This window comes from Streptomyces sp. NPDC002671, assembly GCF_053592475.1.
In genome coordinates this window covers 37883-62140 of the sequence record NZ_JBSFVU010000007.1, presented here as the reverse complement: position 1 = coordinate 62140, position 24258 = coordinate 37883, and the positions used below count along the sequence as shown (strand labels likewise).

The 24258-nt window shown below is 70.1% G+C and carries 16 protein-coding genes; 6 read left to right on the top strand and 10 right to left on the bottom strand.

Features of this window, described 5'->3' with window-relative positions; translation table 11 throughout:
• Nucleotides 1-141 precede the first annotated feature (141 nt).
• Nucleotides 142-1251, top strand: coding sequence for a PP2C family protein-serine/threonine phosphatase (locus ACWD35_RS12465; protein ID WP_451351160.1), 1110 nt, complete (start codon nt 142-144; stop codon nt 1249-1251).
• Between the two features lie 10 nt (nt 1252-1261).
• Here ACWD35_RS12465 and ACWD35_RS12460 read toward each other — a convergent pair whose 3' ends face one another.
• Nucleotides 1262-1921, bottom strand: coding sequence for an NADPH-dependent FMN reductase (locus tag ACWD35_RS12460; RefSeq protein WP_451351159.1), 660 nt, complete (start codon nt 1919-1921; stop codon nt 1262-1264).
• 165 nt (nt 1922-2086) lie between these two features.
• Between ACWD35_RS12460 and ACWD35_RS12455 the strand changes: the two genes are divergently transcribed.
• On the top strand, nt 2087-2770 hold the full coding sequence (locus tag ACWD35_RS12455) for a DUF899 family protein (RefSeq protein WP_451351158.1): 684 nt from the start codon (nt 2087-2089) through the stop codon (nt 2768-2770).
• A gap of 3 nt (nt 2771-2773) precedes the next feature.
• On the opposite strand, the gene ACWD35_RS12450 is transcribed toward ACWD35_RS12455, so the two are convergent.
• Genes ACWD35_RS12450 through ACWD35_RS12440 form a run of 3 tightly spaced genes read right to left on the bottom strand, consistent with a single transcriptional unit; the run spans nt 2774 to nt 5974 of the window.
• Complete coding sequence (locus tag ACWD35_RS12450; RefSeq protein ID WP_451351157.1) at nt 2774-3811, bottom strand: TolB family protein; 1038 nt, start codon at nt 3809-3811, stop codon at nt 2774-2776.
• Entirely contained in the window at nt 3808-5085 is a 1278-nt protein-coding gene (locus tag ACWD35_RS12445) for an MFS transporter (RefSeq protein WP_451351156.1), read from the bottom strand. The genes ACWD35_RS12450 and ACWD35_RS12445 overlap by 4 nt, the downstream gene beginning before the upstream one ends.
• 1 nt (nt 5086) lies before the next feature.
• On the bottom strand, nt 5087-5974 hold the full coding sequence (locus ACWD35_RS12440) for an alkaline phosphatase family protein (RefSeq protein WP_451351155.1): 888 nt from the start codon (nt 5972-5974) through the stop codon (nt 5087-5089).
• Nucleotides 5975-6137: 163 nt separating this feature from the next.
• Between ACWD35_RS12440 and ACWD35_RS12435 the strand changes: the two genes are divergently transcribed.
• Entirely contained in the window at nt 6138-9152 is a 3015-nt protein-coding gene (locus tag ACWD35_RS12435) for a bifunctional [glutamine synthetase] adenylyltransferase/[glutamine synthetase]-adenylyl-L-tyrosine phosphorylase (protein WP_451351154.1), read from the top strand.
• Here ACWD35_RS12435 and ACWD35_RS12430 read toward each other — a convergent pair.
• The 6 genes from ACWD35_RS12430 to ACWD35_RS12405 all read right to left on the bottom strand — a co-directional run bounded on the left by ACWD35_RS12430 (nt 9134) and on the right by ACWD35_RS12405 (nt 16215).
• The gene (locus ACWD35_RS12430; RefSeq protein WP_451351153.1) at nt 9134-10012 is read right to left on the bottom strand and encodes a phosphatase PAP2 family protein; all 879 of its coding nucleotides are present in this window, start codon (nt 10010-10012) and stop codon (nt 9134-9136) included. The two genes, ACWD35_RS12435 and ACWD35_RS12430, sit on opposite strands and share 19 nt — an antisense overlap.
• 68 nt (nt 10013-10080) lie before the next feature.
• Nucleotides 10081-11115, bottom strand: a complete 1035-nt coding sequence (locus ACWD35_RS12425; RefSeq protein WP_451351152.1) for a LacI family DNA-binding transcriptional regulator — start codon at nt 11113-11115, stop codon at nt 10081-10083.
• Between the two features lie 25 nt (nt 11116-11140).
• Nucleotides 11141-12790, bottom strand: coding sequence for a glycoside hydrolase family 13 protein (locus ACWD35_RS12420; RefSeq protein ID WP_451351151.1), 1650 nt, complete (start codon nt 12788-12790; stop codon nt 11141-11143).
• A 65-nt stretch (nt 12791-12855) separates the two neighbouring features.
• A complete protein-coding gene (locus ACWD35_RS12415) occupies nt 12856-13767 on the bottom strand; it encodes a sugar ABC transporter permease (protein ID WP_451351150.1) in 912 nt (303 codons plus the stop codon).
• 12 nt (nt 13768-13779) lie between these two features.
• The gene (locus ACWD35_RS12410) at nt 13780-14778 is read right to left on the bottom strand and encodes a carbohydrate ABC transporter permease (RefSeq protein WP_451351149.1); all 999 of its coding nucleotides are present in this window, start codon (nt 14776-14778) and stop codon (nt 13780-13782) included.
• A gap of 147 nt (nt 14779-14925) precedes the next feature.
• Nucleotides 14926-16215, bottom strand: coding sequence for an extracellular solute-binding protein (locus ACWD35_RS12405; protein WP_451351148.1), 1290 nt, complete (start codon nt 16213-16215; stop codon nt 14926-14928).
• A 315-nt stretch (nt 16216-16530) separates the two neighbouring features.
• On the opposite strand from ACWD35_RS12405, the gene ACWD35_RS12400 reads away from it, so the two are divergent.
• From ACWD35_RS12400 to pulA, 3 genes are all read left to right on the top strand, one after another.
• Entirely contained in the window at nt 16531-17073 is a 543-nt protein-coding gene (locus ACWD35_RS12400; protein ID WP_451351147.1) for a HEAT repeat domain-containing protein, read from the top strand.
• A gap of 135 nt (nt 17074-17208) precedes the next feature.
• Nucleotides 17209-18591: an alpha-amylase gene (locus tag ACWD35_RS12395; protein ID WP_451351146.1), complete on the top strand. Its 1383-nt coding sequence runs from the start codon at nt 17209-17211 to the stop codon at nt 18589-18591.
• 220 nt (nt 18592-18811) lie between these two features.
• A complete protein-coding gene (gene pulA / locus ACWD35_RS12390) occupies nt 18812-24247 on the top strand; it encodes a pullulanase-type alpha-1,6-glucosidase (RefSeq protein WP_451351145.1) in 5436 nt (1811 codons plus the stop codon).
• Nucleotides 24248-24258: the final 11 nt, after the last annotated feature.

Below are 24258 nucleotides of genomic sequence, written 5' to 3'. Positions count from 1 at the left end.
GGGGCCGGCGGTCGCGGACCGCCGGCCCCGAAGTGTCCTGCACCTGTGCCGGATGTGGTCCGGCGCTCATGGGGCGAGCTGTGACTGCCCGCTCGTATCGTGAAAGGAGACGCAGCTGTGCCGTAGCAAGGCAGGGAAGTCATGAAGGTACCGGCGGTCGACTACGCGGCGGTGTTCCAGGCCCTTCCCGGGGCGGTGGCGCTGGTGACCCCGGAGCTGATCTACGCGGACGCCAACGCAGAGTTCTTGCGCATCCGGGGCCGCCCCCGCGAGCAGGTGATCGGCCATTTCCTGCCCGAGGACCATCCCGAAAAAGACCCCGTCGAGCCTCTCCTGCTCAGGATTCTGGCGTCACTGCGCCGGACGGCGGACACCGGTGAGCGCAGCATCGTGGCGCTGCAGCGCTACGACGTGGAGGACCCCGAGCAGCCCGGGGTCTGGGACGAGCGGTACTTCAACCTGACCAACGTTCCCGTGTTCGGACCTGACGGGCGGGTGACGCTGCTGCTGCACCGGGTGGAGGACGTCACCGAACTCATCCGCGCCCGTGAAGTCGCGCTGACCCTGCAACAAGCCATGCTGCCCGCTCCCCGCCCGGTCGGTCGGCATCCGGCGGCCGTACGCTACCGGCCCGCCGCCGAAGCGCTGAATGTGGCCGGCGACTGGTACGACCTGGTCGACCTGCCCGGCGATCGCATCGCCGTCGCCGTCGGTGACGTCGTCGGCCACGGCCTGCCCGCCGCCGGCGTCATGGGACAGCTGCGCAGCGCCCTCACCGCCGTCTCCCTCGTCGCCGAAGGCCCCGCCCGCGCCCTGGAAGTCCTCGGGCTGTACGCGCGCACCGTCGACGGCGCCGAGAACACCACCGTGGCCACGGCATTCATCGACTGGGAGACCCGCACCATCACCTACAGCAGTGCCGGCCACCCCCCACCCGGGCTCCTGCAGAGGGACGGGACCGTCGAGTTCCTGGACCAGGCCACCGACCCGCCACTGGCCGCCCGCCCTGAACACGCCCCCCGGATCCAGGATGTCGCGGCCTTCTGCGAGGGCGCCGTTCTCGTGCTCTACACCGACGGCCTGATCGAACGCCGCCGCGAAGACATCGACACCGGCCTCGCCCGGCTCGCCGACTCCCTGGCCCGCCACCGGGCGGACGACCCCGAAGCCCTCGCCGACGCCGTGCTCGACGACCTGCTCCCACCCGGTGGCGCCACCGACGACACCGCCCTGGTCATCGTGCGCCTGTGAACCCGGCCCGCTACGCCTCGGCCCGTTGGGTGATGGCTGCCTCGGTGCGGTCTCCCAGGAACTCGTACCACCGGCGTTCCAGGCAGACGTAGCGCACGTCCGCCTCGACGAGGCTGAGGAAGCCCGCCACGGTCTCGGTGAGACGTTGCTGCAGCCCGGCGTCGGCCAGCGCTCCGTCCTCGGTGAAGGCCTGGTAGCTGTCGGCCACGCTGAACATGTCCGGGTAGACGCGGGTGCCCAGGTGTTCCAGGGGAATCCTCAGGGCCCACAGCCCGCGGTTGCCGCCGACCAGGGACGGCGAGGCGGAGACGAGCATCGCGTGCTTGGTCTTGAACGGCTGCGGCCGGACACGGGAGACCCAGTCGATCGCGTTCTTCAGTACTCCCGGCACGGAGGCGTTGTACTCCGGTGAGGAAATGACGAAGGCGTCGCTCTGCTCAAGCCGGTCGCGCAGGGCGAGGGCGCCGCGCGGCAGCCCTTCGTCGGCCTCCCTGTCGCCGTCGTACAAGGGCATGTCGAAGTCGCGCATGTGGGCGAGGTCGACGGTGGCACCGGTGTCGGAGATGAGCCGGGCCACGAGGGAGGCGAGGCGGGCGTTGGCCGAATCGGCCCGCAGCGCCGCACCGAAGACCAGGAATCGCAGGGGGCCGGGATGCGTGTCTGTGGGCATGGGTCCGTCCTTTTGTCGCGGGCACGCGCCTTTGGCGAGGCGCCCCGATGACCAGTGTGGTTCCGAGGGGGCCGACGCGCGACCGACAGAGGGCCGCGCGGTGGCGCCCGCTCGCTCGCAGGCACACCGTGGAAACGTAGGAGGCTTCCCACCCAGGAGGACGTGATGCTGCGGCAGACCCGACTGCCCGGCGAGACCGAGGAGCAGCTCGTCGCCCGCGAGGAACTCCGGCTCGCCGAGATCGAGCTCATGCGGCACCGGGAGAACGTCGCGGCCCTGCGCCGGTCACTGCCCCCGGGCCCCGCCGTCGACGACTACCGCTTCCTCGAAGGCCCGGCCGCCCTCGACCTGGGCGACACCCCCGTCCGCGAGGTCGCCCTGAGCGAGCTGTTCACCGCGCCGGACCGCCCGCTGATCATCTACCACTTCATGTACGGCAAAGGGCAGACCGACCCCTGCCCGATGTGCACCCTGTGGATCGACGGCTTCAACGGCGTAGCCCACCAGATCGCGCAGAACGCCGACTTCGCCATCGCCGCCGCGGCCGACCCGCCCACCCTGCGCCGGCACGCCCGCAACCGGGGCTGGTCCCGGCTCCGGCTGCTCAGCTGCGGTGACAGCACCTTCAAGTACGACCTCGGCAGCGAGGACGAGGACGGCGCACAGGACTCCACCGTCTCGGTCTTCACCCGGGACGCCGACGGCACGGTCCGCCACTTCTACTCCGCTCACCCGCGCATGGCCGAGGACATCGACCAGCGCGGCATCGACCTGCTCAACCCCGTCTGGCACCTCCTGGACCTGACACCGGGCGGGCGTGGCGACTGGTACGCCGGCCTGGACTACTGACGGTCAGGACACCGCCCCCGTGTCCCCGAGGAAGGCCGGAGACACGGCCGAGCGGGCGATCCGCCGCGGCTGCCCCGACCCGTCCGCCGGAACCTGGTACAGATCGGCGCCGAAGTCCCCGGGCAGGGCGTAGACGATCGTCCGGTCGTCCTCCCACACGGCCTGGTCGTCCACGCTGCGGGACACCCCGAGCGGGGTCTCCCTCATCGTCCGCAGATCGAGCACGTAAAGACGCCAGGGAGCATCCTTGGACAGGCCCTTGACGCGCTTCTTGAACGCGATGCGGGTGCCGTCGGGCGAAAGCGAAGGACACTCGACGTTGGTGTGCACGGTGGTGACCGTACGGGCACGCAGATCCCCGCGGATCAGGTACGTCTTCCCCTTGGTCGCCATCGTGGCGTAGAAGGTGCGGTCGTCCGACGCGAACGTCACCCCCCAGAAGTTCGCGTCCGCGGACCGGTACGAGTGCCCGTACTTGATGATCCGGAAGGTCTCCAGGGACGAGATCAGCTCGCCTGTGCGGGTGTCCACGATCGCGGCGCGCGTGGAGAAGTTCGTACCGGCGTACGAGTCACCGCCCACGAACGCCGTCCACGCGGCGTAGTGCCCGGTGGGGGAGACCCGGGCGCGGGAGGGGATGCCGGGAACGTCGTAGCGGTCGCGCTCCTTCAGGCGGGCGTCCAGGATCAGTGCACGGTAGGTGTCCGAGACCGGCCCGTGCACCGCCTGGAGACACACTCCGGTGCCCGAAGCGGCGTAGAACCGCAGGCACTTGACCCCGGAGGCGGTACGCGGACCGGCCGGGTCGTTCGCCGGGACCGACACCAGCTCGTCGCGATGGGGCCCCCACGCCATGTTCCGGAAGACCATCCGCCCGTGCTCTGTCAGGGTCACCGTGCCGGGGGTGATCTGCGGGCCGCCCGCCTGGGTGTGGTTGCGGCGGTCCGCCCGCGCCGAGGCGTGCAGCACGGACGCCACCCCGACCGCCGCCAGGGCGACGACGGCCGAGAGCAGGACGAGGATGCGGGTGCGTACGGTCATGCGGTCGAGGTGCCTTCCCGTTCGTTTCGCGGTCGCAGGGTGAGGGAGTACGCGGCACACGCCGCCAGCGCCACCGCTGCCCCGGCCAGCGCCGTACGGTCGCCCCACGCCGTCCAGGCCGCGCCGAACAGCAGCGAACAGGCGAACCGGGTCATCGCCTGCCCGGTCTGTACGAGCGCCAGCCCGGAGGAGCGCAGTGCCTCCGGCACGCTCGCCGAGGCCACCGCCATCAGTACGCCGTCGGTGGCCGCGTAGAAGCCGCCGTGCAGGGCGAGCACGACGTACGGCAGACCGCTCCCGTGCCACGAGGTGAGCAGCAGCGCATACGCCAGCAGCAGCGCGCCATGACCGGCCAGGAACACGGTCCACCGGCCCACCCGGTCCGCTAGCCGCCCGAGCGGCACCGCGAGCAGCAGGAACGCGGCGGCCGTGCCGAGCGGCAGCAGCGCGAACCAGCGGTCCGGGACCCCGAGCCTGCGCTGCAGCAGCAGGTACACGAACGAGTCGCTGACCGTGGCGAGGCCCAGCAGCAACGCGCACACGGTGATCCGCCGCAGATCGCGCTGCCCAAGCAGCCCCACGGCGGCCCGCAGGGTGGGACGCTCGGCCGGTGTCTCCTGCTTCCCCCTGGCCCCACCCGGCACGAAGAGCACCAGGACCAGCACTCCCAGCACCGCGACGCAGAAGCTGACCGTGAAGACGGCGTCGTAGCCGTCCACGGTGGCCCGCAGGATCAGGAAGGCCACCAACGGCCCGAGCAGCGCCCCGGCGGTGTCCATGGCCCGGTGCACCCCGAATGCGCGGCCACGCTCCTCCGGCGCACTGGACAGCGAGATGAGGGCATCTCGCGGGGCGGTACGCAGCCCCTTCCCGGTGCGGTCGGCGGCCAGAATGAGGCCGATGGGCGTGAGCGAGTGCGCGACGAGCAGCAACGGCTTGCACACGGCCGAGATGCCGTAGCCGAACCCGGCCACCCACTTGTGCCGCCCGCCGCCCCGGTCCGCCAGATGTCCGCCCACCAGCCGGACCAGCGCCGAGAACCCGTTGTAGACACCGTCCAGGAGACCGAAGCCCAGCGGAGACAACCCGAGGCTGGTGACCAGGTACAGCGGCAGCACCGCGGTGACCATCTCGGACGAGACGTCGGTGACCAGGCTGACCGTTCCGAGGGCGAGCACCGTCGGGGCGAGCGCGGCACGGCGCCGCCCGGCGAGGGGCCGGGCGGCGCCGTCCGCGGACGCCGGCGCACTCGCGCGACTGTCCGCTACGTACACGTCACGGCGCCCAGATGCCGGTGATGTCCTTGGCGGAGGCCGCGTTGCCCGCGTGCGTGGTCAGACCCTGGGTGTCCTCCAGGGTGCGCAGCACGTCGTAGTGGTTGTAGGTGGTCGCGGTGCTGGACCCGGCGGTCACCGGCTGGCCGTAGAGCACGGTCGCGATCCGGTTGCCGCTCAGCCGGTTGTCCTCGTCGAAGGTGACGACCAGGAGGCTGTTGTGGGTCTTGGCCCACGTGGCGTAGGCGCCGAGGTTGTTCTTCAGCCAGGTGTCACCGGTGGACACCGAGCAGTCGTGCATGTCGCTGCACAGGTTGGGGACCACGAACGACATCTGGGGCAGCGTCGTGTAGTCGGTCGGGAACTGGGTGAACGTCTTGGCGCTCGACGTCGGCACGTTGCTGAAGGCGAACCACGGGTTGTGCTTGCGGGCGTAGTTGCCGCTGCTGCACACGGTCGAGCCCTGGCTGGGCAGGGTCTCGTTGTAGCTGGCCCAGGTCCGGCCCGCGGCGAGCTGCTCGGAGGCCAGGTTCGCGGCGGAGGAGAAGCCGGGGGTGTAGCAGCTGTCGTCCGTGACGCCCTGGTTGGAGCCGGAGAACAGCTGGAGGTAGTTGGGCTGGCTGGGGTGGGTGATGCCGTAGGACTGTGTGAGGAGACCGCCGCCGGACTTGAGCGAGTTGATGTACGGGGCGCTGGAAGAGCCGATGATCTGGCTGTAGGCGTGGTTCTCGAAGACCACGACGACGACGTGGTCCGGGCTGGGCACGGCGCCCGCGGCGTGCGCGGACTCGCTGCCGATCCCGGTCCACAGACCGACCGCGGCGGCGGCGAAGGCCGCTGCGGAGGCCACGACCGTACGGGTGCGGCGGTACACGGAACTGCCGGACACATCAACCTCCGGGTGGGGGGGAGAGACAGGGGCTGGCGGTGCGGACAGAGCATGCACACGCCAACATGCCCGGGAGTCAAGCGGTCCAACCGGACGGATGAAGAGCAGATGAACTCCGGTTAGGCTCGGCGCAGGACGACCTTGATCCGAGGGGAGGCCGCGGATGACGCCGGGGCGCAGGAGCAGTACCTTCACGCGTCTGCTGCGGCACGGCTTCACCGACCCGTCCGCCGCCGAGCGCCTCCTGGACGGCCCCGAGCTGACCCCCGTCCGCAACGACCCGGTCCTCCTGGAAGCCCTGGGCGCCACCCCCGACCCCGACCTCGCCCTGCACGGCCTGGTCCGCCTCCTGGAGGCCCAGCCCACCCCCACGGCCCACCGCGAACTGCTGGACACCCTCATCGCGGCCAAGCCGCTGCGCGACCGCCTCCTCGGCGTCCTCGGCGCCTCCGCCGCCCTGGCCGACCACCTCGCCCGCCACCCCCGCGACTGGGCGGCCCTGGTCACGTACGAGCCCCGCGACCTCCACCCCGGCGTGGAGGAGTTCGAGCGCGGCCTGGCCGAGGTCACCGACCCCGTCTCCCTCCGCGTGGCCTACCGCCGCTGCCTGCTCTCCATAGCCGCCCGGGACGTCTGCGGCACCACGGACGTGGCCGAGACGGCCGCGGAACTCGCCGACCTCGCCACGGCCACCCTCCGCGCGGCCCTGGCACTCGCCGAGGCCGACGCCCCCGAGGACGCCGCCGCCTGCCGCCTCGCGGTGATCGCGATGGGCAAGTGCGGCGGCCACGAGCTGAACTACGTCTCCGACGTCGACGTGATCTTCGTAGGAGAGGCGGCCGAGGGCGGCGACGAGGCCAAAGCCCTGCGCTCCGCGACCAGACTGGCCTCGCACATGATGCGGATCTGCTCCGAGACGACGGTCGAGGGCTCGATCTGGCCGGTCGACGCCAACCTCCGCCCCGAGGGCCGCAACGGCCCCCTGGTCCGCACCCTCAGCAGCCACCTCGCCTACTACCAGCGCTGGGCCAAGACCTGGGAGTTCCAGGCCCTGCTCAAGGCCCGCCCGGTGGCCGGCGACGCGGACCTCGGCCGGGCCTACATCGACGCGCTCGAACCCCTCGTCTGGAAGGCGGCGGAGCGCGAGAACTTCGTCGCCGACGTCCAGAAGATGCGCCGCAGGGTCGTGGAGAACATCCCCGCCGCGGAGATCGAGCGCGAGCTCAAGCTCGGCCCCGGCGGCCTCAGGGACGTCGAGTTCGCCGTGCAGCTCCTCCAGCTGGTGCACGGCCGCGCCGACCAGTCCCTGCGCAGCGGCACCACCCTCGACGCCCTCCAGGCCCTCGCCGCCGGCGGCTACGTGGGCCGCGCCGACGCCCTCCAGCTGGACGACGCCTACCGCTTCCTGCGCTCCATGGAGCACCACATCCAGCTCTACCGGCTGCGCCGCACCCACCTCGTCCCGGTGGCCGAGCCGGACCTGCGCCGCCTCGGCCGCTCTCTGGGCCTGCGCGCCGACCCGGTGGCCGAGCTGAACCGCGAGTGGCGGCGGCACACGACCGTCGTCCGCCGCCTGCACGAGAAGCTCTTCTACCGCCCGCTGCTCGACGCGGTCGCCCAACTCGCCCCGGGCGAGGCCCGGCTGAGCGCCGAGGCGGCGCGCGAACGCCTCGTCGCCCTCGGGTACCACGACCCCGCCGCAGCCCTGCGCCACCTTGAGGCGCTCGCCTCCGGCGTGACCCGCAAGGCGGCCATCCAGCGCACCCTGCTGCCCGTCCTGCTCGGCTGGTTCGCCGACTCCGCCGACCCCGACGCGGGCCTGCTCAACTTCCGCAAGGTCTCCGACGCCCTCGGCAAGACCCCCTGGTACCTGCGTCTGCTCAGGGACGAGGGCGCGGCGGCGGAGAACCTCGCCCGCGTCCTGTCGGCCGGCCGCCTCGCCCCCGACCTGCTCATGCGCGCCCCCGAGGCGGTGGCCCTGCTCGGCGAGTCCGACGGCGCGGGCCCGGGCGGCGGCGGTCTGGAGCCGCGCGACCGCGCCCCGCTGGAGCAGGAGATCCTCGCCGCCGTCGGCCGCGCCGAGAATGCCGAGCAGGGCGTCACCGCGGCCCGGGGCGTGCGCCGCCGCGAGCTGTTCCGTACGGCCGCCGCCGACATCATCGGCTCCTACGGCACCGAGAACAGCGCCGCCGAGGCCGACCAGGGCGCCCTGATCGACCGGGTCGGCGCCGCCGTCTCCGACCTGACCGCCGCCACCCTCGCGGGCACCCTGCGCGCGGTGGTCCGGGACGGCTGGGGCGACACGCTGCCCACCCGTTTCGCGGTCATAGGGATGGGCCGCTTCGGCGGACACGAGCTGGGCTACGGCTCCGACGCCGACGTGCTGTTCGTGCACGAGCCGCGCGAGGGCGTCGACGAGCAGGAGGCCGCCGCCGCGGCCAACAAGGTCGTCGCCGAGATGCGCCGCCTGCTGCAACTGCCCAGCGCCGACCCGCCGCTGCTCATCGACGCCGACCTGCGCCCGGAGGGCAAGTCCGGCCCGCTGGTGCGCACCCTGAAGTCGTACGAGGCGTACTACCGCCGCTGGTCCCTCGTCTGGGAGTCACAGGCGCTGCTGCGCGCCGAGCCGGTCGCCGGGGACGAGGACCTGGGCCGCCGGTTCATCGAGCTGATCGACCCGCTGCGCTACCCGGTCCAGGGGCTCGGCGACGACGCCGCCCGCGAGATCCGCCGGCTGAAGGCCCGCATGGAGTCCGAGCGGCTGCCGCGCGGCACCGACCCCAAGCTGCACACCAAGCTCGGCCCCGGCGGCCTGTCCGACGTCGAGTGGACCGTCCAGCTGCTCCAGCTGCGGCACGGCTGGCACGAGCCGGGCCTGCGCACCACCCGCACCCGCGAGGCCCTGGCCGCCGCCCACGAGGCCGGGCTGATCTCCACGGAGGACGCGGCCGTGCTGGACGAGGCCTGGGTGCTGGCCGGCCGGGTGCGCAACGCCGTGATGCTGGTCCGCGGCCGGGCCGGGGACACCTTCCCCACCGCCCCCCGCGAGCTGTCCGCCGTCGGCCGCTACCTGGGCTACGGCGCCGGGCACGCCGGGGACATGCTGGACGCGTACCGCCGTACGACCCGCAGGGCGCGCGCGGTGGTGGCGGAACTGTTCTACGGCGACACGGCCTGAGCAGGCTCGGGCTCGGCTGCGGGCACCGGTACCAGCCGGGGCAGGGTATGAGGCAGCCCGCCGAACCACACCCGCGCCACCGAGAACCCGAAGCCCAGGCACAGCACACCCCCCACCGCGTCCAGCCAGAAGTGGTTGGCCGTGGCGACGATCACCGTCAGGGTGGTCAGCGGATACAGCAGCCCCAGCAGCCGCACCCACGGCACCGAGGCCAGCGCGAAGATCGTCAGCCCGCACCACAGCGACCAGCCGATGTGCATCGACGGCATCGCCGCGTACTGGTTCGACATGTCCTTCAGATCGCCGGAGGCCATCGAGCCCCAGGTGTGGTGCGCCATGACCGTGTCGACGAAGTCGCCGCCGTGCATCAACCGCGGGGGAGCGAGCGGGAACAGGTAGTAACCGACCAGGGCCACACCTGTGGTCGCGAACAGCACCAGCCGGGCCGCCGCGTACCGGCCGGGATGCCACCGGTACAGCCACACCAGCACACCCAGCGTGATCACGAAGTGCAGGGTGGCGTAGTAGTAGTTCATGCCGATGATCAGCCAAGTCGCCGAGTTCACGGCGTGATTGACCGACTCCTCGACGGCGATGCCCAGATGGTGCTCCTGGCGCCAGATCCAGTCGGCGTTGCGTAGCGCCTCGCCCCGCTGTTCCGGGACCGCGTTGCGGATCAGTGAGTACGTCCAGTAACTCACCGCGATCAGCAGGACCTCGAACCACAGCCGGGGCCGCCGCGGCGTGCGCAGCCGGCCCCGCAACCTCTGCCCGAGCCCATGCCCGTACTCATCCGTGACGGACCGCGAAGCGGCCACATCCTCGCGACCGTCCGGATCTGTCACCGTGGGGTCACTCATAGGCACAGAGTCTGCCAGAAAAGACTTCTCCGGCCGATCATCCCAAGGTTGGGTACGTGCCGCGACTCCTACGACGTACGGAGGACATTCGGCGCCGAAGCGGTCGAACCACGCACCACCAGCTCCGGCATGAACACGAATTCACTGTGCGGCGCGGGCGTCCCGCCGATCTCCTCCAGCAACGTGCGCACCGCCGCCTGCCCCATCGCCGGGACCGGCTTGCGGACCGTGGTCAGCGGCGGGTCGGTGAACGCTATGAGCGGGGAGTCGTCGAAGCCCACCACGGACACGTCCCGGGGCACCTCCAGACCCCGCTGCCGGGCCGCGCGTATGGCGCCGAGCGCCATCATGTCGCTGGCGCACACCACCGCCGTGCAGTCCCGGTTGATCAGCGCGGTCGCCGCCGCCTGACCACCCTCAAGGGTGTACAGCGAGTGCTGCACCAGCTCCGTCTCGACGGTGTGAGCGTCCAGCCCCAACTGGTCCTGCATCGCGCGGACGAAGCCCTCTATCTTGCGCTGCACCGGCACGAACCGCTTCGGCCCGAGCGCCAGCCCGATCCGGGTGTGGCCCAGCGACACCAGATGCGTCACCGCCAGCGTCATCGCGGCCCGGTCGTCGGGGGAGATGAACGGCGCCTGCACCTTCGGAGAGAACCCGTCCACCAGCACGAACGGCACGCCCTGCGCGCGCAGCCGCTCGTAGCGCTGCATGTCGGCGGTGGTGTCCGCGTGCAGCCCGGAGACGTAGATGATCCCCGCGACCCCGCGGTCCACCAGCATCTCGGTCAGCTCGTCCTCCGTCGACCCGCCGGGGGTCTGGGTGGCGAGCACCGGGGTGTAGCCCTGCCGGGTCAGCGCCTGCCCGATGACCTGGGCCAGCGCCGGGAAGATCGGGTTCTCCAGCTCCGGGGTGATCAGGCCGACCAGGCCCTCGCTGCGCTGCCGCAGCCGGACGGGCCGCTCGTAGCCCAGGACGTCAAGCGCGGCCAGCACGGACTGACGGGTGGTCGCGGCGACGCCCGCCTTGCCGTTCAGGACGCGGCTGACGGTCGCCTCGCTGACCCCCGCCTGCGCTGCGATGTCGGCTAGCCGTGTGGTCACAGGATTGGACTGTACCGGTCGCATCTCAGACTGCCCACCACGTGGTGGAATCAGCGGGCAGCTCGGTGATTTCGGCCCCCGCGGACACGTCGGCGCTCGCCAGCAGCACGGTGCCCGGGGTCGGCACGGAGACCGGGCCGGCGGTGAGGTTCACGGTGCACACGAAGGAGCCCTCGGCCGTGTCACGGCGGAAGACCAGCACGCCCTCCGGGCTGTCCAGCCAGGTCACCTGGCGGCCCGCGCCGAGCGCCGGGTGCTCGCGGCGCACCGCGAGGGCGCTGCGGTAGAACTCCAGCGTCGAGGTCGGGTCGCCCTCCTGCGCCTCCACCGTCAGGTGCTTCCAGTCCGCCGGCTGCGGCAGCCAGCTCGGCCCGCCCTCGACGGGACCGAAGCCGAACGGCGCCTTCGTGCCCGACCATGGCAGCGGCACCCGGCAGCCGTCCCGGGTGCCGTCCTGGCCCGAGCTGCGGAAGAACGCCGGATCCTGGCGCACCTCGTCGGGCAGGTCCACGACCTCCGGCAGGCCCAGCTCCTCGCCCTGGTAGAGGTACGCCGAGCCGGGCAGCGCCAGCATCAGCAGGGTCGCCGCCCGGGCCCGGCGCAGACCGCGCGCCTCGTCCCCTTCCGCGAGGCGCGTGGCGTGCCGGACCACGTCGTGGTTGGACAGCACCCAGGTCGCGGGCGCGTGCACGGCGTTCATCGCACCGAGCGAGCGGTCGACGACGTCACGCAGCTCGGCCGCGTCCCAACCGGTGGTCAGATAGGTGAAGTTGAAGGCCTGGTGCAGCTCGTCCGGGCGGATGTACAGCGCGCTGCGCTCCACGGTCGGCGTCCACGCCTCGGCCACCGCGATCCGCTCACCCTGGTACTCGTCGAGGATCCGCCGCCAGCCGCGGTAGATCTCGTGCACCCCGTCCTGGTCGAAGTACGGCACGGCCTCGGTGCCGAGCAGCTTGACCTGCTCGTCGTGGCCGATGTCCGGCAGCCCGGCCGCCTTCACCAGACCGTGGGCCACGTCGATGCGGAAGCCGTCGATGCCCAGGTCGAGCCAGAACCGCAGGATGGAGCGGAACTCGTCGTGCACCGCCGGGTGTTCCCAGTTGAAGTCGGGCTGCTCCGGCGCGAACAGGTGCAGGTACCACTCGCCGTCCGCGACCCGCGTCCAGGCCGGGCCGCCGAAGATGGACTCCCAGTCGTTGGGCGGCAGTTCACCGGCCGCGCCCTTGCCGGGCCGGAAGTGGAAGCGGTCCCTGAGCGGCGAGCCGGGGCCCTCGCGCAGCGCCTGCTTGAACCACTCGTGCTGGTCGGAGCAGTGGTTGGGTACGACGTCCACGATGACCTTCAGACCCAGCGCGTGCGCGTCGCGCACCAGGTCGTCGGCGTCGGTGAGCGTGCCGAACATCGGGTCGACGGCCCGGTAGTCGGCGACGTCGTAGCCCGCGTCCGCCTGCGGGGAGGCGTAGAACGGCGACAGCCACACCGCGTCCACCCCGAGCTTCTTCAGGTACGGCAGCCGGGAACGGATGCCGGGCAGGTCGCCCATGCCGTCGCCGTCGGCGTCGGCGAAGCTGCGCGGGTAGACCTGGTAGATGACCGCGTCGCGCCACCACTCCCGGTGCCCGGAGGCGTCGGAGGAGGCGTCGGTGGGGACTGTGTCGGTGACGTGCTGGGTCATGGGATTCCCTTAGGTGTACGAGGGGAACGACAGAGAAGCTTGCGAAGGGGGGCCGGGCCGGGCGGTCAGGACTTCGTGCCGCCGGCGGTCAGACCGGAGACCAGGCTGCGCTGCACCAGCAGGAACACGATGGCGGCCGGAACGGTGATGATGATCGCGGTGGCCGAGGTCCACGCCCAGTCGGGACGCTGGTCCTGGGCGAAGGTGCGGATGCCGACGGCGAGCGTGTAGTGGTCGGACTGCATGAACTGCGTGGCGTACGCGACCTCGCCCCAGGCGGTGAGGAAGCTGTAGAACGCGGTCACCGCGAGACCCGGCCGGGCCAGCGGCACGATCAGCCGCCAGAACGTGCCGAACGGGGTCAGACCGTCCACCCGGCCCGCCTCGTCTATCTCCTTCGGGATGGTGTCGAAGTAGCCCTTCATCATCCAGGCGCAGAACGGCACCGCCGTCGTCGCGTACGCCAGGATCAGCCCGAGGTAGTTGTCCAGCAGGTTCAACTCGGACATCAGCAGGTACAGCGGCACGATCAGCACGATACTGGGAAACATCTGGGTGACCAGGAAGGTCCACATCAGCTGTCGGCTGCCCGGGAACTTCATCCGGGACACCGCGTATCCGGCGGTCGCCGCGAGGAACACGCCGAGCAGCGTGGTGCCGCCCGCGACGATGACCGTGTTCAGGAACCACTTCGGCAGGTCCGAATGGTTCAGTACGTCGCTGTAGTTGTGGAAGCTGAGGTGCTTCAGCACCTCGCTCGGCTGCTGCCAGGCGTTCTTCGGGCCGAGCGAGATGAACAGGATCCACACCACGGGGAAGGCCGCGATCACCGTGGCCAGGACCAGCGTGCCGTGCAGGGCGATCGACGCCCCGAGGCCGCGCTCCTCACGGCCGCGCACCTTGCGCGGGCGGGCGGCGGAGGCGGACTGCGTGGCGGAGGGAGCCGGCGCGGCGGACTCGTGCGTTGCTGCGGTCATGACGATGGCTCCTTACGCCTGCTCGGACTTCAGGGTGTTGCGGCGGTAGAAGGTCGAGAAGGCCATCAGCAGCGCGAGGATGATGATCCCGTACGTGGCCGCTCCCGCGTAGTCCGAGATCCCGGTGAAGGCCTTGCGGAAGGCGAAGGTGACGAGGATGTCGGTGTCGCCGGTGGTGTTGTTGCCCAGCAGCAGATAGATGACGTTGAACATGTTGAACGTCCAGATGCAGCCCAGCAGGATCACCGTGTTCGTCACGGGACGCAGTCCGGGCAGCGTGACGTTGACGAACCGCTGCCAGGGCGAGGCGCCGTCCATCTCGGCGGCCTCGTACAGCTCCTTGGGGATCGACTGCAGGCCGCCGAGCACGGCGACCATGTTGAACGGGATGCCGATCCAGACGTTCACCATGATGACGGCGACCTTCTGGGCGAGCGAGGTGCCCAGCCAGTCCTGGGCCGGCAGGCCGACGGAGGTGAGGATGTCGTTGAAGACGCCGTACTGGGAGTTGAGCATGAGCCGCCAGGCGAAGACGCCGATGAACGACGGCACCGCCCAGGGCAGGATCAGCATCGCGCGGTAGAAGCCGCGCAGCCGCATCTTGCGGTTGAGGAGCACCGCGAGCCCCATGCCGAGGCCGACCTGGAGGGCGACGCAGGACACCGTCCACACGACTGTCCACACCAGCCGCGGATAGAAGTCGCCGTCCGCGCCCGACAGGATGTGCCAGTAGTTGTCGAAGCCGACGAACTTGTACGTCGCCGGGCGGTGGAAGGCGCCGATCGTGGTGGCGACGTTCGCCTCGTTCGCGTCGGTCAGCGACTGGTAGAAGCCGTACCCGAGGGGATACAGCACCAGTACGCCGATCACGATGGCGACCGGAGTCACCATCGCCCAGGCGTACCAGTACTTCTCCCAGGACCGCCTGAGCGCCGAAACGCGCGCGGGGCGCGAGGACGTGTCGTCTCGCGCTGTCTTCTCGGTCTGTCCGGTGCTCGCTGCGGTCGTCATCCTCATCGGCTCTTTCGCGGCGGAAGTCTGGGGATACCCGCAGCCCCGGGGAGCCCCGTTCGGGGCGGCAGCGGGGAAAGGTGTCCCCGGGGCTGCGTGGTCTTCGGTTGCCGTTCGGCTACGGCCTACGGTCTACGGCCGGTGGGGTCAGCCGATCGAGTAGCCGGGCAGAAGCGCCTTGAACTCCTTGGCGGTGGCGTCCAGGCCGGACTTCACCGACGCGTCGCCCTGCAGGATCTTCGCGTAGTTCTGCTGGAGCGGCGTGAAGAGCGAACCGACCTGCGGCAGCGCGACCCGCGGGCGGGCGGTCTGCTCCAGGATCGGCTTGAAGCCGGCGATCTTGCCGTTGGCGGTGACCTCGGAGGTGTAGGCCGACTTGCGCGTGGGCAGCGTGCCGGTCTTCTCCGCGATCGTGACCTGGCTCTGCGTCGAGGTCATGAACTCGGTGAACAGGTAGCTCGCCGCCAGGTTGCTCGAACCCTGGTAGACCGCGAGGTTGTGGCCGCCGGTCGGGGCCTGCGCCTTGCCGCCGGCACCGGCCGGGACGGGCGCGTAGCCGAGGTCCGACTCCTTGCCCTTGAACGCCGAGCCGCTCAGGTCGTCGCTGACGGACCACGGGCCCTGGATCAGCATGGCGATCTTGCCGGTCTTGAACGCCGTCTGCATGTTCTGGTAGGCGTTCGCGAAGTCGACCTTCATCGAGGCCTCGTCGTAGATCTTCTTCGCGGTGGTCAGCGCGGTGACGGCGTTGGCGTCACTGATCGTGATCTTCTTCGCGGCCGGGTCGGCCATGTCCGCGCCGTTGCTGTAGAGCAGCGGGAGCAGGAAGTACGAGTCCGGGTTGACGTAGGTGCCGTAGGCCCCGGTCTTCTTCTTGATGGTCTTCGAGTCGGCGATGAACTCGTCCCAGGTGGTCGGCGCCTTCGCGATGCCGGCCTTCTTGAACAGGGCCTTGTTGTACAGCAGGCCCAGGGTGTCGGTGACCGACGGGACGCCGTAGGTCTTGCCGTTGTACTTGGCGGTGTTCATCGGGCCGTCGTTGAAGTCCGAGGTGTTCTTCAGCGCGGGTGTGCCGTCCAGCGGGGCGATGTAGCCGAGCGAGGCGTACTCCGCCATGAGGCCGACGTCGGTGCGGACGACGTCCGGGGCACCCTTCCCGCTCTTCGCGGCCGACTTGAACTTCTGCTCCACGTCGGTGAACGGGACGCTCTGGTAGTTCACGTGGATCTTCGGGTACTTGGCCTCGAACTGCTTGATCAGGGCCTTGTACGCCGGGGCCTCGGTCGCCGCGTCCGAAGTGTCCCAGTACGTGATCGTGCCGGAGACGGCCTTGGGGTCCTTCGGGGTGCTGGACGAGTTGTCGTCCGAGCTGCCGCAGGCGGTGGCGGCGAGGGCGATCACACTGACCGCGGCGGCGATCGATATGCCACGTCGCATATGAGCTCCTAGAAGAGAGGTGCCCGGATCATCCCTTGGGAAGACCGCGGGTGCCGTCTGTCCCATCGACGGCCGCCGGGCGCGGATGGAAATTAACAGGCCTGCAAGTCCTTGCGAAAGACATTGCAAGAAACTTTCTGGCAGATCCCGCAAGCGTGACGCTTCCGTTACCGGCATGTGTCGCCTGGGCTGCGGCGATGCGCGCGCGGGCCGACGCCCACCCCGGTTTTCCACGGGTACGCAACCGGTCACCCAGGGGCACCGCAGCCCGAAATCCCGTTGCCGCGCTCCACCGCCCGCCCCGACACTGACGGCGTGCTCGGATTCGTCAGCACCGACAACGAAGCCCTCGTCTCCTGCCTGGGCGACCCGCAGCGCGCCACCGCGGCCTACCGCGCACTGCTGGGCCGCGGCGCCGACGCCCTGGCCGCCATCCGCGCCGGCCTGCGCCACCCGGACCCGGCCGTCCGCGAGGGCTGCTGCCGCCTCCTCGACCACCTGGTCGACACCGAGTCCATGAGCCTGCTCATCACGATGGCCGACGACCCCGACGCCCGGGTCAGGATTGCCGCGTTCCACGCTCTCGCCTGCGACCGCTGCAAGGGCGACACCTGCGCACCCGGCGCGGGCCAGGTCCTCGAACCCGCGCTGCGGCACCTGGCCGGCGACCCCGACCCGCACGTCCGGGCGAGGGCCGCCGAGCTCGTCGGCAAGTTCGCGCACACCGAACCCCGCGCCGTCACCGCCCTGGAGACGTCCCGCGCCCAGGACCCGAGCCCGACGGTCCGCAAGAAGGCGGGCTGGTACGCGCCGGGTGGCGCGATCTACGAGCGGACGGCCCCGCGCGCATCCAGGTGACTTGGCCGGCTGTTCGCAATCCTTTCCACATCTTGCTGAAACCTGACGGCAAGGGATACGGTCCGCCCCACCCCACCCCACGCCTCACCCCCACACCCCACATCCCCATGCGCACGAAGACGTGCAGGAGCGCACATGGCCAGGAGAACTCTGGCCGCCACGACCGCACTCGCGGCCGTCATGGCGGTCTCACTGACCCTCCCCGCGGGCATCGCCGAGGCGGCCCCGCCCGGCACCAAGGACGTCACCGCCGTCCTCTTCGAGTGGAAATACGACTCGGTCGCCAGGGAATGCACCAACACTCTCGGGCCCGCCGGCTACGGCTACGTCCAAGTCTCCCCACCCGCTGAGCACATACAGGGCTCGCAGTGGTGGACCTCGTACCAGCCGGTGTCGTACAAGATCGCGGGCCGCCTCGGCGACCGCACCTCCTTCCAGAACATGGTGAACACCTGCCACGCGGCGGGCCTGAAGGTCGTCGTCGACACGGTGGTCAACCACATGTCGGCAGGCTCCGGCACCGGCACGGGAGGCTCGTCGTACACGAAGTACGACTACCCCGGCCTGTACTCGGTCTACGACTTCGACGACTGCATGTCCCAGGTCACCAACTACGCCGACCGCTGGAACGTCCAGCACTGCGAACTGGTGGGCCTCGCCGACCTGGACACCGGCGAGGAGTACGTCCGCAAGACGATCGCGGGCTACATGAACGACCTGCTGACTCTGGGCGTCGACGGCTTCCGCATCGACGCGGCGAAGCACATCCCCGCAGCCGACCTCGCCAACATCAAGAGCCGCCTGACGAATCCTTCCGTCTACTGGAAGCAGGAGGTCATCTATGGTGCGGGCGAGGCCGTCCAGCCGTCGGAGTACACCGGCAACGGCGACGTCCAGGAGTTCCGCTACGCCTACGACCTCAAGCGGGTCTTCAACAACGAGAAGCTCGCCTACCTGACGAACTTCGGTGAGGGCTGGGGCTACCTGAGCAGCTCGGTCGCGGGCGTCTTCGTCGACAACCACGACACGGAACGCAACGGCAGCACCCTGAACTACAAGGACGGCGCCAACTACACCCTGGCCAACGTCTTCATGCTCGCCTACCCCTACGGCGCCCCCGACATCAACTCCGGCTACGAATGGACGGACGTGGACGCGGGCCCGCCCAACGGCGGCACGGTCAACGCCTGCTGGCAGGACGGCTGGAAGTGCCAGCACGCCTGGCCGGAGATCATCCGCATGGTCGCCTTCCGCAACGCCACCCACGGCGAGCCGGTGGCCAACTGGTGGGACAACGGCAACAACGCCATCGCCTTCGGGCGGGGGAGCAAGGGGTACGTGGCGATCAACCACGAGTCCTCGTCCCTGACCCGCACCTACCAGACGTCACTGCCCGCGGGCACTTACTGCAATGTCCAGAACAACACGACGGTGGCGGTGAACTCCACCGGGCAGTTCACCGCCACCTTGGGCAGCAACACGGCGCTGGCGATCTACGCCGGCAAGTCGAGCTGCTGACCCGCCTCCAGGCGTGCAGCGCCGGGCGTCACCTCCCGGCGCTGCACGGCAGTTGAGAAAGAGGCGTCAACGAGCTGGTTGAAAGTTCTTGCTGTGGGTTTCAAGCCTCTTGCTGTAAACCTTTCGTTGGCGATACGGTCGCGCCGGCGTCCGGCATCGAAGCCGTGCCGCGGCCTTGGGTCGGACCCAACAGAGCCGTAATCGCTAGGAGTTCTCGCCTGTGATACCGAGATGGCCGGCGCCCCGCACGCGCCGAACCCCACACGTCAGACGGGCAGCGGCAGCCACAGCGGTCGCCCTCGCCGCAGCGCTCGTCCCCCCGCTCGCCGCGCACGCGGCCACCCCGCCCGCGCCCCCCTCGGACGCCACGCTCGCCGCCCAGCCCGCCCGGCACGACGACACGCGCGAGCAGTTCTACTTCGTCATGCCGGACCGTTTCGCCAACGGGGACACCGCCAACGACAAGGGCGGCCTGACCGGTTCGCGGACGAGCACCGGGTACGACCCCACCGACAAGGGCTTCTACCAGGGCGGCGACCTCAAGGGCCTGACCAGGCGGCTCGACTACATCAAGGGCCTCGGCACCACTGCCATCTGGATGGCCCCGATCTTCAAGAACCGCCCGGTGCAGGGCACGGGCAGCAACGCGTCAGCCGGCTACCACGGTTACTGGATCACCGACTTCACCCAGGTCGACCCGCACTTCGGGACGAACAGGGACCTCCGGACCCTCATCTCCAAGGCCCACGCCAAGGGCATGAAGGTCTTCTTCGACGTCATCACCAACCACACCGCCGACGTCGTCGACTACGAGGAGAAGTCCTACGACTACCTGTCCAAGGGTGCTTTCCCCTATCTGACCAAGGACGGGCGGCCCTTCGACGACTCCGACTACGCCGACGGCACGCGGAAGTTCCCTGCCGTCGACGCCGACTCCTTCCCGCGCACGCCGAAGGTCACCAGCGAGAGCAAGGTCCCGGCCTGGCTCAACGACCCGACGATGTACCACAACCGGGGCGACTCGACGTACGCCGGCGAGTCCGCCACCTACGGCGACTTCGCCGGCCTGGACGACCTGTGGACCGAGCGTCCCGAGGTCGTCCGGGGCATGGAGAAGATCTACGAGCGGTGGGTCCGCGACTTCGGCGTCGACGGGTTCCGGATCGACACCGTCAAGCACGTGAACATGGACTTCTGGACCCAGTGGGCCACGGCGCTGGACAAGTACGCCGCCGCGCACGGACGGAAGAACTTCTTCATGTTCGGCGAGGTGTACTCCGCAGACGCGTCCGTCACCTCCCCGTACGTCACCCAGGGCCGCCTCGACGCCACCCTCGACTTCCCCTTCCAGGACGCGGCCCGCGGCTACGCCTCCCAGGGCGGCAGCGCGCGGAAGCTCACCTCCGTCTTCGGCGACGACTACAAGTACACGACCGACAGGGCCAACGCGTACGAGCAGGTCACCTTCCTCGGCAACCACGACATGGGCCGCATCGGGTACTTCCTCAAGCAGGACAACCCGAAGGCCACGGACGCCGAGATCCTGCGCAAGGACAAGCTCGCCAACGAGCTGATGTTCCTCAGCCGCGGCAACCCCGTCGTCTACTACGGCGACGAGCAGGGCTTCACCGGCTCCGGCGGCGACAAGGACGCCCGCCAGACGATGTTCGCCTCCAAGGTCGCCGACTACCTCGACGACGACGAGATCGGCACCGACCGCACCCACGCGAGCGACTCCTACGACACGAGCGCACCGCTGTACAAGGAGATCGCCGACCTCGCCACGCTCCGCAAGGACAACCCGGCCCTGACGGACGGCGTCCAGACCGAGCGGTACGCGGCCGACGGCGCCGGGATCTACGCCTTCACCCGTACGGACGCCACGACCGGCGCCGAGTACGTCGTCGCCCTCAACAACGCCGACGACGAGAGGTCCGCCACCTTCGCGACCGGCTCGGCCGGCATGTCGTACCAGGGCATCTACGGGACCGACGATGTGCTGAAGTCCGACGCCGACCGCAAGCTCACCGTCACCGTTCCGGCCGGTTCCGCCGTCGTCTACAAGGCCACCGGCACCCTCGACCAGCCCACCGCCGAGCCGACCCTCACCCTGAAGGCCCCGGCCGCCGGAGCCACCGGCACCGTGGACGTCACCGCCGATGTCGACGGCGGTCAGCTCAACCGGGTCGTCTTCGCCGCCCAGGTCGGAGGCGGCCAGTGGCGGACGCTCGGCTCCGCCGACCACGCCCCTTACAAGGTCACCCAGGTCATCGGCAAGGACGTACCGGCCGGCACCGCCCTGCGCTACAAGGCGGTCGTGATCGACTCCGCCGGGCACACCGCCGGCGCGATGGCGGACAGCACCACCGGCACCCCGCCCGCGCCCCAGGTCCCCACGGCCTCCTCGCGGGACTACGCGATCGTCCACTACAAGCGCACCGACGGCGACTACGCCGACTGGGGCCTGTACGCCTGGGGTGACATCGCCGACGGCGAGGCCACGAACTGGCCCGCCAGCCACCCCTTCACCGGCCGCGACGCGTACGGCGCCTTCGCCTACGTCAAGCTGAAGCCCGGCGCCTCCAACGTCGGCTTCCTCGTCATCGACAAGAACGGCACCAAGGACGTCTCCGCCGACCGCAGCATCGACGTCACCAAGACCGGTGAGGTCTGGGTCGAGCAGGGCAAGGCGGACGTGCTCACCCAGCGGCCGGACTATCCCGCGCAGGACACGTCCAAGGCCGTCCTCCACTACCACCGCGCCGACGGCAACTACGACGGCTGGGGTCTGCACGTCTGGACGGGTGCCGCGCACCCCACCGACTGGTCGAACCCGCTGCAGCCGGTGAAGACTGATGCCTATGGCGCGGTCTTCGAGGTACCGCTCACCGAGGGTGCCACCAGCCTCAGCTACATCATCCACAAGGGCGACGAGAAGGATCTCGCCGCCGACCAGTCGCTCGACCTCAAGAGCAACGGCCACGAGGTGTGGCTGTTGAACGGGCAGGAGAAGTACCTGCTGCCGCAGCCCTCGGGCAGCTCGGCCGCGCTCGACCTGACCACCTCCAAGGCGATCTGGATCGACCGGAACACCCTCGCCTGGAACGGCGTCGACGGCGCCGCCTCCACCCAGCTGCGCTACTCCCACGACGGCTCGATCGCCGTCAAGGACGGGGCGCTGACCAGCGACGACGAGCGCTGGCTGCGGCTGACGAAGACCACGCTCACCGACGCCCAGAAGGCGAAGTTCCCGCACCTGAAGGACTACACCGCCTGGTCGGTGGACCCGCGCGACCGGGACCGGGTACGCGAGGCGGTCAAGGGCCAGCTCGTGGCCTCCCAGCTGTCCGCTGGGGGCACCTCCCAGGCATTCGGCTCTGGGGGAGGGGCCGTGCTGGCCGCGACCGGCGTGCAGATCGCCGGGGTGCTGGACGACCTGTACCCGGGCGCGACCGAGGCCCAGCTCGGTCCGGTGTTCCACGACGGGAAGCCGACCCTGTCCGTGTGGGCGCCGACGGCGCAGTCCGTGCAGCTGGAGCTGGACGGCCGTACGGTGCCGATGCACCGGGACGCGGCCACCGGCGTCTGGTCCGTGACCGGTCCGGCGGACTGGAAGGGCAAGCCGTACCGATACGTCGTGAAGGTCTGGGCGCCCAGCGTCCGGAAGCTCGTCACCAACACGGTCACCGACCCCTACTCGGTCGCGCTGACCGCGAACTCCGAGCGCAGCCTCGTCGTGGACCTCAACGACAAGTCCCTTGCGCCGCACGGCTGGTCGACCCTGCGCAAGCCCAAGGCCGTACCGCTGAAGGACGCGCAGATCCAGGAGCTGCACATCCGGGACTTCTCGGTCGCGGACAACTCCGTCCCGGCGAAGGACCAGGGCACCTACTTGGCCTTCACGGACAAGGACAGCGACGGCTCCAAGCACCTGCGGCGGCTCGCCGAGGCCGGTACGTCGTACGTCCACCTCCTGCCCGCCTTCGACATCGCCACCATCCCGGAGAAGAAGGCCGACCAGGTCACCCCCGACTGCGACCTCGCCTCCTACGCCGCCGACTCCGAGAAGCAGCAGGAGTGCGTGGCGAAGACCGCCGCCAAGGACGCCTACAACTGGGGCTACGACCCGTACCACTACACGGTCCCCGAGGGCTCGTACGCCACCGACCCCGACGGCACCGCCCGTACGGTCCAGTTCCGGCAGATGGTGCAGTCGCTCAACCAGGACGGCCTCAGGGTCGTCATGGACGTCGTCTACAACCACACGGCGGCGGCCGGCCAGGCCGACACCTCCGTCCTCGACAAGATCGTGCCCGGCTACTACCAGCGGCTCCTCGCCGACGGCAGCGTGGCCAACAGCACCTGCTGTGCCAACACCGCGCCCGAGAACGCGATGATGGGCAAGCTGGTCGTGGACTCGATCGTGACCTGGGCCAAGGAGTACAAGGTCGACGGGTTCCGCTTCGACCTCATGGGCCACCACCCGAAGGCCAACATCCTGGCGGTCAGGAAGGCCCTGGACGCGCTGACCCTGGACAAGGACGGCGTCGACGGGAAGAAGATCATCCTGTACGGCGAGGGCTGGAACTTCGGGGAGGTCGCGAACGACGCCCGGTTCGTGCAGGCCACGCAGCAGAACATGGCCGGCACCGGCATCGCCACCTTCTCCGACCGCGCCCGTGACGCGGTGCGCGGCGGCGGCCCCTTCGACTCGGACCCCGGTATCCAGGGCTTCGCGTCCGGGCTGTACACCGACCCCAACTCCTCGACGGCGAACGGCACTCCGGCCGAGCAGAAGGCCCGGCTGCTGCACTACCAGGACCTGATCAAGATCGGGCTCACCGGCAACCTCGCGAAGTACCACTTCACCGACGACGACGGCAAGGAGGTCACCGGCGCCGAGGTCGACTACAACGGCGCTCCCGCCGGTTACGCGGACGCGCCCGGCGACGCCCTCGCCTACGTGGACGCGCACGACAACGACTCCCTGTTCGACGCGCTGACCTACAAGCTCCCGAAGGACACCTCCGCGTCCGACCGGGCCCGCATGCAGGTCCTGGCGATGGCCACCGCCGCCCTCTCGCAGGGCCCGGCCCTCTCCCAGGCGGGCAGCGACCTGCTGCGCTCGAAGTCCCTGGACCGCAACTCCTTCGACAGCGGGGACTGGTTCAACGCCATCCACTGGAACTGCGCCGACGGCAACGGCTTCGGGCGGGGGCTGCCGATGGCGGCCGACAACCAGTCCAAGTGGGACTACGCCAGGCCGCTGCTCGGCACGGTCAAGGTGGGCTGCCCGCAGATCGACGGCGCCTCGGCCGCCTACCAGGACCTGCTGAAGATCCGTACCACGGAGCAGGCCTTCTCCCTCGGCACGGCCGGGCAGGTGCAGGACCAGCTGTCCTTCCCGCTGTCGGGCAAGGAGGAGACGCCGGGCGTCATCACCATGCAGCTCGGTGACCTGGTCGTCGTCTTCAACGCCACCCCGCAGGCGCAGGAGCAGCGGGTCGGCGCCATCGCCGGGACGCCGTACCGGCTGCACCCGGTGCAGGCGGCCGGCGCGGACGAGGTGGTGAAGACCTCCTCCTACGCGGCCGACTCGGGGACGTTCACCGTCCCGGCACGGAGCGTGGCGGTGTTCACCCGGGCCGGGCAGTAGGGTCGGACCGT

What these genes read in the sequence shown, in the direction of transcription:
- ACWD35_RS12465 (WP_451351160.1), top strand. Translation starts at nt 142, where the DNA reads ATGAAGGTACCGGCGGTCGACTACGCGGCGGTGTTCCAGGCCCTTCCC.
- ACWD35_RS12460 (WP_451351159.1), bottom strand. Translation starts at nt 1,921, where the DNA reads ATGCCCACAGACACGCATCCCGGCCCCCTGCGATTCCTGGTCTTCGGT.
- ACWD35_RS12455 (WP_451351158.1), top strand. Translation starts at nt 2,087, where the DNA reads ATGCTGCGGCAGACCCGACTGCCCGGCGAGACCGAGGAGCAGCTCGTC.
- ACWD35_RS12450 (WP_451351157.1), bottom strand. Translation starts at nt 3,811, where the DNA reads ATGACCGTACGCACCCGCATCCTCGTCCTGCTCTCGGCCGTCGTCGCC.
- ACWD35_RS12435 (WP_451351154.1), top strand. Translation starts at nt 6,138, where the DNA reads ATGACGCCGGGGCGCAGGAGCAGTACCTTCACGCGTCTGCTGCGGCAC.
- ACWD35_RS12430 (WP_451351153.1), bottom strand. Translation starts at nt 10,012, where the DNA reads ATGAGTGACCCCACGGTGACAGATCCGGACGGTCGCGAGGATGTGGCC.
- ACWD35_RS12420 (WP_451351151.1), bottom strand. Translation starts at nt 12,790, where the DNA reads ATGACCCAGCACGTCACCGACACAGTCCCCACCGACGCCTCCTCCGAC.
- ACWD35_RS12415 (WP_451351150.1), bottom strand. Translation starts at nt 13,767, where the DNA reads ATGACCGCAGCAACGCACGAGTCCGCCGCGCCGGCTCCCTCCGCCACG.
- ACWD35_RS12410 (WP_451351149.1), bottom strand. Translation starts at nt 14,778, where the DNA reads ATGACGACCGCAGCGAGCACCGGACAGACCGAGAAGACAGCGCGAGAC.
- ACWD35_RS12405 (WP_451351148.1), bottom strand. Translation starts at nt 16,215, where the DNA reads ATGCGACGTGGCATATCGATCGCCGCCGCGGTCAGTGTGATCGCCCTC.
- ACWD35_RS12395 (WP_451351146.1), top strand. Translation starts at nt 17,209, where the DNA reads ATGGCCAGGAGAACTCTGGCCGCCACGACCGCACTCGCGGCCGTCATG.